The sequence below is a fragment of the Listeria immobilis genome (assembly GCF_014322765.1).
In the GTDB taxonomy this organism is placed as follows: domain Bacteria; phylum Bacillota; class Bacilli; order Lactobacillales; family Listeriaceae; genus Listeria; species Listeria immobilis.
In genome coordinates this window covers 14,909-27,831 of the sequence record NZ_JAASTZ010000020.1, presented here as the reverse complement: position 1 = coordinate 27,831, position 12,923 = coordinate 14,909, and the positions used below count along the sequence as shown (strand labels likewise).

11 protein-coding genes and 3 pseudogenes are annotated in these 12,923 nt (G+C 35.9%); 4 read left to right on the top strand and 10 right to left on the bottom strand.

The features are described from left to right. Nucleotides 1-12: 12 nt before the first annotated feature. The gene (locus HCJ50_RS13570; protein ID WP_185348329.1) at nt 13-1,203 is read right to left on the bottom strand and encodes a hypothetical protein; all 1,191 of its coding nucleotides are present in this window, start codon (nt 1,201-1,203) and stop codon (nt 13-15) included. 158 nt (nt 1,204-1,361) lie between these two features. Next, nucleotides 1,362-2,684 (bottom strand): 6-phospho-beta-glucosidase, encoded by a 1,323-nt coding sequence (locus tag HCJ50_RS13565; RefSeq protein ID WP_185348331.1) that lies wholly within the window; start codon nt 2,682-2,684, stop codon nt 1,362-1,364. A 170-nt stretch (nt 2,685-2,854) separates the two neighbouring features. On the opposite strand from HCJ50_RS13565, the gene HCJ50_RS13560 reads away from it, so the two are divergent. Further along, a complete protein-coding gene (locus HCJ50_RS13560) occupies nt 2,855-3,823 on the top strand; it encodes a LacI family DNA-binding transcriptional regulator (RefSeq protein ID WP_185348333.1) in 969 nt (322 codons plus the stop codon). Nucleotides 3,824-3,859: 36 nt separating this feature from the next. Here the strand turns inward: HCJ50_RS13560 and HCJ50_RS13555 are convergent, their stop codons facing one another. The 5 genes and pseudogenes from HCJ50_RS13555 to HCJ50_RS15890 all read right to left on the bottom strand — a co-directional run. Next, on the bottom strand, nt 3,860-5,215 hold the full coding sequence (locus HCJ50_RS13555) for a PFL family protein (RefSeq protein ID WP_185348334.1): 1,356 nt from the start codon (nt 5,213-5,215) through the stop codon (nt 3,860-3,862). A gap of 18 nt (nt 5,216-5,233) precedes the next feature. After that, nucleotides 5,234-5,503, bottom strand: a complete 270-nt coding sequence (locus HCJ50_RS13550) for an ACT domain-containing protein (RefSeq protein WP_185348336.1) — start codon at nt 5,501-5,503, stop codon at nt 5,234-5,236. Nucleotides 5,504-5,579: 76 nt separating this feature from the next. Continuing rightward, nucleotides 5,580-5,756 (bottom strand): annotated as a pseudogene (locus HCJ50_RS13545) (class I SAM-dependent methyltransferase); the annotation flags it as partial. A 156-nt stretch (nt 5,757-5,912) separates the two neighbouring features. Further along, nucleotides 5,913-5,993 (bottom strand): annotated as a pseudogene (locus HCJ50_RS15895) (diguanylate cyclase domain-containing protein); the annotation flags it as partial. Between the two features lie 89 nt (nt 5,994-6,082). Further along, nucleotides 6,083-6,163 (bottom strand): annotated as a pseudogene (locus HCJ50_RS15890) (hypothetical protein); the annotation flags it as partial. 192 nt (nt 6,164-6,355) lie between these two features. Here HCJ50_RS15890 and HCJ50_RS13540 point away from each other — a divergent pair. Then, nucleotides 6,356-7,096: a MerR family transcriptional regulator gene (locus tag HCJ50_RS13540; protein WP_185348338.1), complete on the top strand. Its 741-nt coding sequence runs from the start codon at nt 6,356-6,358 to the stop codon at nt 7,094-7,096. A gap of 185 nt (nt 7,097-7,281) precedes the next feature. Then, nucleotides 7,282-8,943 (top strand): SulP family inorganic anion transporter, encoded by a 1,662-nt coding sequence (locus HCJ50_RS13535; protein WP_185348340.1) that lies wholly within the window; start codon nt 7,282-7,284, stop codon nt 8,941-8,943. 51 nt (nt 8,944-8,994) lie between these two features. Here the strand turns inward: HCJ50_RS13535 and HCJ50_RS13530 are convergent, their stop codons facing one another. Both HCJ50_RS13530 and HCJ50_RS13525 read right to left on the bottom strand, forming a co-directional pair. Next, nucleotides 8,995-9,438: a hypothetical protein gene (locus HCJ50_RS13530; RefSeq protein ID WP_185348342.1), complete on the bottom strand. Its 444-nt coding sequence runs from the start codon at nt 9,436-9,438 to the stop codon at nt 8,995-8,997. Between the two features lie 105 nt (nt 9,439-9,543). Continuing rightward, nucleotides 9,544-10,296: a MurR/RpiR family transcriptional regulator gene (locus HCJ50_RS13525; protein ID WP_185348344.1), complete on the bottom strand. Its 753-nt coding sequence runs from the start codon at nt 10,294-10,296 to the stop codon at nt 9,544-9,546. 201 nt (nt 10,297-10,497) lie between these two features. On the opposite strand from HCJ50_RS13525, the gene HCJ50_RS13520 reads away from it, so the two are divergent. After that, on the top strand, nt 10,498-11,814 hold the full coding sequence (locus HCJ50_RS13520; protein ID WP_185348346.1) for a 6-phospho-beta-glucosidase: 1,317 nt from the start codon (nt 10,498-10,500) through the stop codon (nt 11,812-11,814). 36 nt (nt 11,815-11,850) lie between these two features. Here the strand turns inward: HCJ50_RS13520 and HCJ50_RS13515 are convergent, their stop codons facing one another. Beyond that, nucleotides 11,851-12,855, bottom strand: coding sequence for an ROK family transcriptional regulator (locus HCJ50_RS13515; RefSeq protein ID WP_185348354.1), 1,005 nt, complete (start codon nt 12,853-12,855; stop codon nt 11,851-11,853). Nucleotides 12,856-12,923 lie beyond the last annotated feature (68 nt).

Genomic DNA, 12,923 nt, shown 5'->3' with positions numbered 1-12,923 from the left:
CCATTCTCTATTTTACAGGAATCCTACAAAAATGCCCGCTAAAACAACTGAAACAATTGTTACGGTAATAAAACCGGCAACAAGCATAGGTGGTAGCATATGACTGGTCAAAGCATCTCGCTCTTTTTGATCGCTCGTTAATGAATTAATTACTTCATTTGTAATAATATAATCGGCCGGAAAACCATATAAAGCGGTAAGTGATACTGCAAAAGCAAGCTCTTTACTTACGCCAAGAATTTTACCGACAATGAAAGAAAAAATATACATTCCGATAATACCAATAACAATTGTTCCAAACATTGGCCATATTAAATCAAGTAACATTTCTGGGGTTGCATTTTTAAGTCCATCAAAAATAAACAACATTAATCCCATAATCGCAAAGCCAAAACCACTCGCTTTTTGTAACGGTTGGCGCTCTAAAAACCCGATAGAAGTAGCAATAACACCAAACAATAAACAAAGGACAAAAGGACTGACTGTTAAAATTGGATCAATTAGAACCGAACATCCATAAGCTAAAAAGCCAACAATTCCAAGACGTAGAAATTTAAAATAATTGGTATTATATTTATCAGGAATTTTCCGGAAAAGTCTTGGTGTTTCGTGTGTATCCTGACCTTCAATTTGTGTGGTTTCGTTGGTTGGTTTCCATTCTCCTGAGCGATATTTAGATAACATCCGCTTTCCTTCTTTTTTTAGCATAATCGAAGTTAATGGATAACCTGCAAATCCTTGCATAACATAAATTAAAATTGCTAATACGGATAAACTTACTAGTCCTGCTGCTTTTGCCGCTTCCGACATAATTAGCGAGGAAACAACTCCACCAACAAGCGGCGGGGCAACTACAACAACTGTTTTAAAATCAAATAATAGTGTTCCAATTGTAAATAGTAGTGCTAGAATTCCTAAAATCCCAGAAATCGCAATTAAAATCGTTTTCCATTGATTCATTAGTTCTCGAACAGAAAGCAAAGTTCCCATGTTCGTAATTAGTAAATACATTAAAAGTGTTGCAACAATCGGTGGTATTCCCGCAATTTCAACAATATTACTTGGGAAAAATGTCCAATAACCGAATAGAAATAATATCGCACATACAAAAACGGAAGGAACCCACGCTTTCGTTCTTGTGGCAACAACGTCCCCAATAAATAAAATAAGTACAACTGTAACAAAAGCTAGCATCTGCGACATGTAAAAAACCCCTTTTTAGTTTTTTGACTTTTTAGAATTATGATATACTTTTAAAATATTACTACAAATAAAATAGTCAGTCAACTTGATTTGGAAAATTCTATAAATTTTTTGCATAAAAAAAGGAACTCCCATAAAATCAGAGTCCCTTTTTATTATTATTTCGCGAATTGTGGTAAGAATTCTTTATGCGCTTCTAGCATTTCATCTAAAATAGTTTTTGCTAGGTCGCCGCTTGGAACGAGTGGATTAGAAGTGAAAGCTTGAAGTGCTGTTGCATAATCTCCTGTTACAGCTGCTTCGATAGTTAACTCTTCCATAGATTTCATCACTTGTAGTAATCCACGTTGAGCTGGTGGGAATTTACCAAAATTAACTGGCTCTGCCCCATGTGCGCGGATAACACTTGTAATTTCTATTGCACTATCATAAGGAACATCATCAATTGCACCATTATTACGTGTAGAAACAACCATTAATGTACCTTTATTATTGTAGATAGAATTAATAATTTCACAGGCAGCATCACTATAATGAGCACCGCCACGTTTAGATAGTTCTTCTGGTTTATAATCAAGATTTGGATCTTTATATAATTCAAACAGACTATTTTCTAGTTTTTTCACGACTTCTCCGCGCGTACCTTCATTTTTGAATGATGCTAGTTCTTCTTCAAGCATTGCATCTGTCATGTAGTAATAGCGGTGATATGGACAAGGAAGCATTTTTAAATGTTTTACTTGTTCATATAGGAAGCGCATATTTTTAATGTTTTCAACGACTTTTCCTGGATTAGCATTTGGTCCATAAAGTCCATCAATTACAGTCTCCGTTAATTCGGTGCCATCTTTGTCAAAAATACGATGCCAGTGTAGATGGTTAATCCCTGCAAATTTAAAGAATAAGTCTTCTTCTGGTTTTCCAAGTACATCTGATGCACTCTTAATAGCGCCAATTGGTACGTTACAAAGACCAATAACTTTGTCCCATTTACCATATTTAAGTACTGCTTCTGTTACCATACCTGCTGGGTTTGTGAAGTTAATCAACCAAGCATCTGGGCATAATTCGCGCATATCTTCTACGATACTAAGAATGACAGGAATTGTACGGAATGCTTTAAACATACCACCTGCACCATTTGTTTCTTGACCGATAATACCATGGCTAAGCGGAATTCTTTCATCTTTAATACGTGCTTCAAGCAATCCTACACGAAATTGTGTAGTGACAAAGTCTGCATCTTTTAATGCTTCACGGCGATCAAGTGTTAAATGTACTTCACAATCAATATTAGCTGCTTTAACCATACGTTTTGCCATATTACCAACGATTTCTAGTTTTTCACGACCAGCTTCAATATCTACTAGCCAAAGTTCTTTAATTGGAAGTTCATGATAGCGTTTAATAAATCCTTCAACAAGTTCTGGTGTATAACTAGAACCTCCACCAATTGTAACGATTTTTACACCTTTTTTCATAATTAATGTACCTCCTAAAAATTTAAAAGCGTTTTCTTTTACAAATTCATCATAATTCATGTAATGCATTACAGGTCAAGCAATAACTTTAAATTTTTCTAAACTGGCTATTTGACGGGCTTTTTTGGTATACTAATTATAGAGCTACGAGAAATCGAGGTGTATGACAAGTGGCAAATATACAAGAAATCGCGAAACTAGCTGGCGTTTCATCAGCAACCGTTTCACGAGTTATTAATAAACGTGATTATGTCAGTGAAGAAACCAGAAAGCGCGTTCAGGCTATAATAGATCAGTTGGATTACGTCCCAAATTTAAATGCCGTTTCTTTAAAAAAAGGAGCAACTAAGTTAATTGGTATGGTAATTCCTAGTTTTACAGACTCACTTAATGTTTTTTTAAAGAGTTTTACAATGATGGCACAAGAACATGGTTATAATGTTACGCTGTTTATGACCAGAATTGATCAAGATAAAGAACTTGAAGCCCTAGAAATGTTACGACAAAAGAAAATTGATGCACTTGTTTTGGTTATTCGCTCTAATGACTGGAAAACGATTGAACATTATACGAAATACGGTCCAATTGTGACATGGCAACGAGTGGAGAGCGAAAAAATCCCTTCTGTATTTATGAATCAATATGATGGTTATACATTGGGATTAGAACATCTCTATAAAAAAGGCTACCGGAAATTTGTAAATGTTTATGGAAATACAACTGGGCTTAACACACAGAGTCGCATGCTTGCTTTTAAGGATTTTTGCGAACGTTACGAGCTTGATTCTCATGAATTTCGACAGTTTTACGGTATGGGAAGTCGACAAGATGGCGAAAAAATTGCTCATTGGTGGGAAGAAATCGAACATAAACCTGATGCCTTTTTGACACCAAATGATTATTTTGCAGCGGGGTTATTAACGGAGGCTAGGCGCTCTGGACACAGCATCCCTGAGGATTTTGCGATTTGCGGTTTTGATAATATGGAAATCGCTCACTTACTTGATATTACAACGATTCATTATCCTGTATACTCACAAGCTGAAAATGCATTTACAATTATTATGAATAAATTATTCGGTAGTAATTTACCTCTACTTGATTTAGATTTCCATTTAGTAGAACGAAAAACAACCTAAAAAAGGTTTCCTCCAATTTGTGAGGAAACCTTTTTATTAGTTTTTAAAAGAATGAATTGGTGCTGGAATTCGTCCGCCACGAGCAATAAAACTTGCAGAAGACTTGCCGTTCACTGGCATTACGGGAGCCGTTCCGAGTAATCCGCCAAATTCAACCATATCGCCAACTTTTGTTCCACTGGCAGGAATCACCCGAACAGCAGTTGTTTTATTGTTAATAACGCCAATTGCCGCTTCATCCGCAATCATCGCAGCGAGGGTTTCCGCCGTTGTATCTCCTGGCACAGCAATCATATCAAGACCGACAGAACAGATTGCTGTCATCGCTTCTAGTTTTTCGAGATTAAGCGCTCCTTGCTTCACTGCCTCAATCATTCCAGCATCCTCAGAAACGGGAATAAAAGCACCGGATAAACCACCAACATGTCCGCAAGCCATCACGCCGCCTTTTTTCACTGCATCATTTAAAAGTGCTAATGCAGCTGTTGTTCCGTGAGTACCGACCATTTCAAGTCCCATCTCTTCTAAAATATGTGCTACTGAATCACCAATAGCTGGAGTTGGTGCAAGTGATAAGTCCACAATTCCAAAAGGAACACCAAGCTTTTCGGAAGCTACCTGACCAACAAGTTGACCCATTCGCGTAATTTTAAAAGCGGTTTGTTTCACTGTTTCTGCCACAACGTCAAATGGTTCACCTTTCACTTTTTCGATGGCACGTTTAACTACACCCGGACCACTAACGCCGACATTAATGACACAATCCGCCTCACCAACGCCATGAAATGCCCCAGCCATAAAAGGATTATCTTCCACTGCATTGGCGAAAACGACTAATTTCGCACAACCTAAGCCCTGAGTATCCGCCGTTAGATTCGCTGTTTCTTTAATGACCTCACCCATTTGACGAACAGCATCCATGTTAATTCCTGTCCGTGTCGACCCTACATTGACCGAAGAACAAACGCGTTCTGTCTGAGCCAATGCTTGCGGAATTGAACGAATCAATATTTCATCGCCTTTGGTATAACCTTTTTGAACAAGTGCGGAGTAACCACCGATAAAGTTAACACCCACTTCTTTCGCTGCTGCATCTAACGTTTTTGCGAATTCCACATAATCCGCGTCCGTACTTGAACCCGCAATAATGGCAATTGGTGTCACAGAAATACGTTTATTAATAATTGGAATCCCAAACTCAGACTCAATCGCTTCTCCAACCGAAACTAAATCCCGAGCCTTTGTGACAATTTTTTGGTAAATTTTCTTTCTTGCAACTTCCCCATTACCGTCCATGCAATCAAGTAAAGATATTCCCATTGTAATCGTCCGAATATCCAATTTTTCTTCTTCAATCATTCGTATTGTTTCAAATATTTGATTGGTTTCCATGTTTGAATCACCTCCACCTTAAAGTTTATGCATTGCGTTAAAAATCTCTTCTCGCTGAATATGTATTTTCACTTGAAGCTCCTCGCCTTTTTCGGCTAATTCTGCTTTTACTTCATCAAATTCTTTGGTGATTTGGCTAATTTCGCACATCATCATCATGGTAAAATAACCATCCATAATAGTTTGTGATACATCTTCTATATTAATGTTAAGTTCCGCTAGTTTTTTACTAACACCAGCAATAATACCCACGTTATCTTTTCCAACTACTGTTAATACTGCTCTCACACCCAACACTCCTTTAGTTCGTTAATACGTTCCATTATAACATAAAAATCTAAATCTTGTGAAAAAGAAAACAACATTATTTCGTCTGCCAAGAAGTACAGTATGAAGCCATTGGTAGACTATTTTCTAAATTAATTTGCGTAGTTTGACTTAGTAACAATGTTTTAAACTTATCTGAAACTTCTAAATCCGCTTCCAGTTCTTTTGCAATAAAATTGGTTGTATAATCGATTTCCCAACGGCTATCTTGCATTAAATACTTGTTTCCGCTGATACGCCGTTTGTGTCTGCTTTATTTCTTTATTTGTAAGTAACATACAAGCAACTATTTCTTCTAGGTTCATGTCTTCCCTCCAATCAAAAGTAAGAGCTACCTCCTAATTTCTATTATAGAAGGTTACTCTTATTTTTACACGTCATACTCTAATTCTTTTGTCGCCAAATCAATGAAATCGAGTGGTGTTTTTTCACTTTCAAATTGAAGGAAGCCAAAAAATCATCGCTAACATCGCATAATCATTATATTTATGTTGAAATAATAATAAAAAACCCGCTGCAATATAAAGAATACCCTCGCTAAAAAACGCAAATAACCGCAAAAATTTGCGGTGTCAAATGGTGCCACAGCCATATAGTCATGGATTTCATTTTCTTACCCATGCCGCTATCCCCTTTTAAATTACTATCACATTTCGTCACATTTTAGACACATTCATCCTTCATCATACGAGAAATTTCTCTTATTTTCCATGTTTTTTTATTTTCCTATTAAAAAGAGTATAATAAACAAAAAAAACCTTGACTATTACGCCACGTCATACTTTATAGTGGCATTAGAAGGAGGAATCACTCATGCAAACGAAAGAATTAGCTGAATTAACAGGTGTAAGTGTGCGCACGCTTCATCACTATGATAAAATCGGTCTTCTTGTCCCTCAAAAAGATAATTTGAACGGTTATCGTATTTATTCAGAATCAGATGTCGACAAATTACAACAAATTCTTTTCTTTAAAGAACTTGATTTCCCTTTGAAAAAAATAAAACAAATTCTTGATGATCCGTTATTTGATAAAACGAAAGCACTTGAATTACAACAGCATTTATTGGCAGAAAAAAAACATCGTATTGAGACGATGTTAATAACACTTGACCAAACCATCAGGAATGAAAAAGGAGAAATAACAATGACTAATGAAGAAAAATTTACTGGATTTGATTTTTCCACGAACCCCTATGAAGAAGAAGCAAGACAACTATGGGGTGACAAAACTTTTGAACAGGCTAATAAAATAATCAAAAATAAAAGTGAACAAGAACAACTTTCCTTAAAAGAAAGCTTTAATGCTGAATTTCGGCATTTAGCAGCAGTTCGTAAATTGTCCCCTTCCTCTGAAAAAGCCCAACAAGCAATTGACCATTTTTTCCATTATTTAAATGATACACATGGAAATATTTATAGTTTAGAAGTTTTTGCTGGACTTGGGGAAATGTACGTAGCCGATGAACGATTCACAAAAAATATTGATCAATTTGGTGACGGATTATCCGCCTTCCTAAAAGATGCAATGGCTGTTTATGCTAAAAACAACTAATTAAAGATAGTCACGATTTCGAACTAATGGAATCGTGGCTTTTTATTTCACCACATCCAACAGCGGAGTAGTTTTTTGGCTTTTCATGATTGGACTAGGTAAAAACAGGGTAAATACTATAGATTTCATTAATCACTATTGTAGTGTAGAATAAAATGATTATTATATTTTCAAGGGAGGAACTTATGTTTAAACACATTTTGCTGTCATTAAATGGGTATAAAGCATCCTATTTAAAAAATGATGTTATTTCTGGTGTTGGAGTCGCCGCACTGACGATTCCTGTTGCAATGGGATATGCGCAAGTAGCAGGACTTCCACCCATTTACGGGTTATATGCATCTTTTCTACCAGTTATCGCTTATGTAATTTTTGCTAGTTCGCCGCAGCTCATTTTTGGTATCGATGCAACTGCAAGCGCAATTACTGGTTCGATTATTTTAGGAACTGCGGGTCTTGCAGCAGGTTCCAAAGAGGCAATTGCACTTGCTCCAATTCTTGCATTCTTTTGTGCAGTATTTTTAGTCCTTTTTTCTGTATTGAAACTAGGTCGTTTTGCTAAATACATATCAGCGCCTGTTCTTAGTGGCTTTATTTCTGGACTTAGTGTTTCTATTATTATGGGGCAAATCCCGAAGATAATGGGCCTAAAAGAAAGCGGAGATAGTTTTTTCTCAAGCCTAGGTATTATCGTTGGCCAGTTTTTCCAGTCTAATTGGATTTCTCTTGCAATGGGTGTCGCTACGGTCATCATTGTTATTTCCAGTAAAAAAGCTATTCCTAAAGTTCCTATGTCTTTAGTTGTGTTAATGCTAGGTACTCTTGCAGCTTATTTCTTTAAATTGGATCAGTACAATGTAGATATTGTTGGCAAAATCCCAGTTGGGTTTCCTTCTCTTGCGCTTCCTGATTTTGGTGCAAGTTCTTGGGCATTAGCAATTGGCGGTGGCTTAATCTGCGCGATAGCAACATTTGCTGGTTCTCTATTACCAAGTGAGAGCTTTGCACTACGTAATAAATATACGATTGACGATAATCGCGAGTTATTTTCTTATGGTATTTCCAATTTTGTTGCTTCTATTTCTGGTTGCCCTCCAGCAAGTGCCAGTGTTTCAAGAACAGCGGCAAACGAACAATTTCATGGTAAAACACAAATGGTTTCTATCGTTGCAGCGACTATTATCGCACTTATTGTTGCTCTCTTAAGTGGCTTGCTTTATTATATGCCACAGCCAGTTCTTTCCGGAATTGTTTTTGCAGCGCTTGTTGGAATTATTGATGTGGATGTTTTGAAAGGTTTATTTAAAGTATCTCGTCGCGAGGCAACTGTTTGGATTGTTGCCGCACTTGGAACACTTCTGGTCGGAGTTATTTTTGGAGTTCTACTTGGAATCGCCTTATCTTTCATTAATGTCGTAAGTCGCTCGATAAACTCTCCAATTGCAATTCTTGGAGTAATTGAAGGTCGTCATGGCTACTTTGACTTAAAACGCAAACCAGAAGCCAAACCAATTCCAAATGTCGTTATTTATCGTTATAGCGCTTCTCTTTTCTTTGGTAACTTTAATAAATTTGCGGATGGTTTAAAAGAAGCAATTCAAGATGATACCAAATTAGTCATTTTTGAAGCTAGCGCGATTATAAATATTGATACTACCGCTACAGAATCTATGAAAGACTTACTAAAATGGCTTGACGATAGAGGAATTGAATATTATTTTGCAGATCTTATCGACCATTTAAAAACAAGTTTTAGAAAACATGATCTTGGTTACCTTATTGATAATGGTTATACGAAGAAAACGGTGGAAGATGCACTTGATGCTTATCATAGCAAACAAAAATAAAAATAAAGCTTAGCTCGAGTTTAATCTCATGCTAAGCTTTTCTTATTCCTTTTACAAAAGCCCAAAGATCTTCGGACTAATCAAACGAACAAATGGTGAAACAATAACGATTTGTAAAAATAAAGCAACAAAATAATTGCGCAATATAAGTATCCCTAGATGACTCCATTCTTGCTGATTAATAATTAAACTAAGCGTTGACATGAAAACACACATAAAAGTAACCATTAATAATTGCATCACAATAATTTTTTTGAATTTCGAAGTTTTCTCACTAACTAATAGCATTTGAATACGCGATGCTAGTTTTCCTACTACAAAAAAGTCTAATAAAAATCCCACAAAAACAAATGGAACAAAAGCTTTTAAGATAATTACAAAAGACTCTGTATCAAAACCATTTTCAAGAAAAATATTATAAGAGCTCATACATAAAATCATTAAAGAACACATAATAAATGTAAACACGACTTTTTCTTTCATATTACTGTACATAATTTCACCTCCCAAAGAATAATCGTAGCAAATAAAAAAATTCTTCGTAAGTGACAATTTTGTTACAAAAAAAGTTTTGCTTAGAAATCCAAGCAAAACTTAATATTAGTTCTTTTCTTTATCAATTTGGGTTCTTATTTCCCGGGCAATATTTTCAATTGTATATAGTGCTGGTAACTGGGAAGTAATATTCGCTTCTTGATACATTTCTTTATTAATATAATAAGCTATATTCGCATCAGAAAGCCTTGCTATAGTTGATTTGGAGCTATTAGTAATTGAAATCACCTTACAATTTTGCGCTTTAAGCTGGTGAATATATTTTATAATATCTTCATTTTCCCCTTCGACTGAAAGGGCAATCATACAAATTTTATCGGAAAGTTTGCTTGATAGATGATAAAACGGATGATTTAGTGGATCTTCAATATGGAGCGCTAATGTAAATAAAGATGAAAAATAAATCGCACCATATTCCGCGATAACTCCTGAGGAACCCACTCCCGCAAATAAAACTAATTCCCGATCGCGAAGAATTCGAGCAGCATTTTGAATTTGCGCTTTAAATTCTGGTTGGGCTGTCCGTTTTAAAAAATCGATATAGGTAGTTTCGTCTGACATATCAATTTGTGAAAGCTTTTGTTCTTCCAAATAAAGTTGCAATTTCACGCGAAACTCCGAAAAACCATTACAACCAAACTTTCGACAAAAGCGCAGAATGGTTGTTGTACTTACGTGCGCTTCCGTTGCCAAATCACGAATTCGCATATAAACAACTTTATCTAAATTTGCCACAATATAATTATAAATATCTAATTCCGTGTCATTTAATTCTAAACTTTTATCCAAAAAAAGCATTTCCGCACCTCTTTTCGCTTTATTTTATCATGTAACACCTCGTTACTCAAATGTAACAAGTTCCTACTTAGAAAATCCTTACCTAAAACTAGCCAAATACTAGCTATTTTTTCATAATATTTCTATACTATAACTGTGAGAAGAAAAGGTAACTAACAATGAAGTAAGCCTTTTCAAAAAATATCCTTGGAGGTATGAATAATGAGTAAAGGTATTAAAATCGCTACTATTGGTGGCGGATCAAGTTATACACCCGAACTAATTGAAGGATTTATTAAACGTCAAGACGAACTACCTGTTCGCGAACTTTGGTTAGTGGATGTAGAAGCAGGCCGTGAAAAATTAGAAATCGTTGGCAACCTAGCAAAACGTATGGTGAAAAAAGCTGGCGTTAATATGGAAGTACATTTAACACTTGATCGTGAAGAAGCATTAAAAGACGCTGATTTTGTTACAACACAACTTCGCGTAGGTTTACTAGATGCTCGTGTTAAAGATGAACGTATCCCAAATTCATATGGTGTGGTTGGTCAAGAAACTAACGGACCAGGCGGCATGTTTAAAGGACTTCGCACAATTCCAGTTATTTTAGATATTTGTAAAGATATGGAACGTCTTTGTCCAGATGCTTGGTTAATCAATTTTGCTAATCCTGCTGGAATGGTAACAGAAGCAGTTCTTCGTTATAGTAACCAAAAGAAAGTAGTTGGCTTATGTAATGGACCTATTGGCATCGAACGCAATATTGCTGAAACTCTTGGTGTAGATGTATCTGAAATTTATGTAGAATTCGTTGGTTTAAATCATATGGTATTCGCAAAAACCGTTTATCATAATGGTAAAGACGTAACCAAAGACGTTGTTTACAAAATGACGGAAGATGAAGCTGGCTCAAGCTTGAAAAATATCAATGCAACTGGCTGGGATAAAACATTCTTACGTACACTAAACATGATTCCAATCGACTACTTGCGCTACTACTGGCAAACAAAACAACAACTGGAAGACCAAGCTCGTGCCTACGCAGAACATGGTACACGTGCCGAAGTTGTTAAAAAAGTAGAAGCAGAACTATTTGAGCTGTATAAACAAGAAGAACTAGCAGAAAAACCAAAACAACTAGAACAACGCGGTGGCGCTTACTACAGTGAAGCAGCATGTAACCTAATTAATTCCATTTATAACGACAAACGCGATATTCAAATCGTAAATACTCGTAATAATGGCGCAATCCTTGATATTGATCCTGATTCCGCAGTAGAAACAAACTGTGTTATCACTCGCCAAGGCCCTATTCCACTAGCAAGCGGACGTCTTCCAATTGCTATCAATGGAATTATCCAAGAAATCAAGACTTTTGAACGCCTAACAGCAGAAGCCGCAGTTACTGGTGACTATGATAAAGCGCTACTTGCTATGACTATCAATCCATTAACTCCAAGCGAATCTGTTGCACGTGAAATGCTTGATGAACTTCTAGAAGCCCATAAAGAATACCTACCAAATTTCTTTAAATAAACAAAAAAGATGAGCCTTTTTTCAAGGTTCATCTTTTTATATTCTCCAATCTGTCAAATTATTTTCCAGATAATCAATCCCAAAAGCCAATAAACCAATTCGATAGTCAGTCGTAAATTTACGCGATAACTGTATTTTGGGAAGTATAGCATATGGATATACTTTGGCCAAATCTTGCACTAATTCTTCCATAAAATCTTTTTGTCCAAAATAAAAATTTGTATAGATAACAATTGTTTCCGGATCATAAAAGCTCATTGTTAGTTGCACCATTTTTCGAATATGTTCTTTAATCTTATCCACCGAAAAATCAAAGTTATCCCAGTCAATTTGCAGCGGCATATGTTTTATCTCTCCAGCTAATCCGTTCCTCCCCTTTAAAATTTCGCCATTCATTAGCAAACCCGCACCCGGAGGAAAACGTTCTGGATAATAAAGCCCAACAATGTTATTTTCTGTAACGGGACGATTTTTATAACCTAAAATGGCAGCATTCGTATCGGTTTCAACTAAGACCGGCAAATTCACTTCCGATTCCAACGTTTCTCGCAAATGCACATTTAAAAGTAGTGGAAAATCCATAGCGCGCAGTCTCCCACCAATTTCAATTCCGGGGACACCAATCACAATACAAGAAATCTTTGGAAATGCGCACACATGATCTTTAATATTTCGTTTAAGAGCATGAATATCTAAATCTTCGCCTGACATATCTTCCACAAATTCCACTTCACCTAACAAATTATATACAGAAAAGGAATAAGTGATTTTCTTCCATTTTTCTTGCAAACTTACAACTAAAACTTGTTGGAAATTCGGATTAATTGTATAGGAAACCGCTCTTCTTCCACCTGTTGCAACCGAACTATCTTGCTCTAAAATTTCATCATCCTCTTCTAAAGCACGAATTAATTTGTTCACTGTAACTACACTTAAGTCCGTTATTTCCGCAATTTCTGCTTTTGTCATTGCTCCATTTTGCCGTAAAATTGATTTGATATTTCGCTTATTTAGTTCTTTTAAATCACGCGGGAGTGCCATTAAATCCATCCTCTCACCATAATAATAAACAAACTTTATAAACTTTATTCAATATCATTTTAACTGCT

Bases quoted from the DNA above. Each gene is read 5' to 3' on its own strand.
- HCJ50_RS13540 (WP_185348338.1), top strand. From the start codon at position 6,356: ATGCAAACGAAAGAATTAGCTGAATTAACAGGTGTAAGTGTGCGCACG.
- HCJ50_RS13520 (WP_185348346.1), top strand. From the start codon at position 10,498: ATGAGTAAAGGTATTAAAATCGCTACTATTGGTGGCGGATCAAGTTAT.
- HCJ50_RS13530 (WP_185348342.1), bottom strand. From the start codon at position 9,438: ATGTACAGTAATATGAAAGAAAAAGTCGTGTTTACATTTATTATGTGT.
- HCJ50_RS13525 (WP_185348344.1), bottom strand. From the start codon at position 10,296: ATGCTTTTTTTGGATAAAAGTTTAGAATTAAATGACACGGAATTAGAT.
- HCJ50_RS13570 (WP_185348329.1), bottom strand. From the start codon at position 1,203: ATGTCGCAGATGCTAGCTTTTGTTACAGTTGTACTTATTTTATTTATT.
- HCJ50_RS13565 (WP_185348331.1), bottom strand. From the start codon at position 2,684: ATGAAAAAAGGTGTAAAAATCGTTACAATTGGTGGAGGTTCTAGTTAT.
- HCJ50_RS13535 (WP_185348340.1), top strand. From the start codon at position 7,282: ATGTTTAAACACATTTTGCTGTCATTAAATGGGTATAAAGCATCCTAT.
- HCJ50_RS13515 (WP_185348354.1), bottom strand. From the start codon at position 12,855: ATGGCACTCCCGCGTGATTTAAAAGAACTAAATAAGCGAAATATCAAA.
- HCJ50_RS13555 (WP_185348334.1), bottom strand. From the start codon at position 5,215: ATGGAAACCAATCAAATATTTGAAACAATACGAATGATTGAAGAAGAA.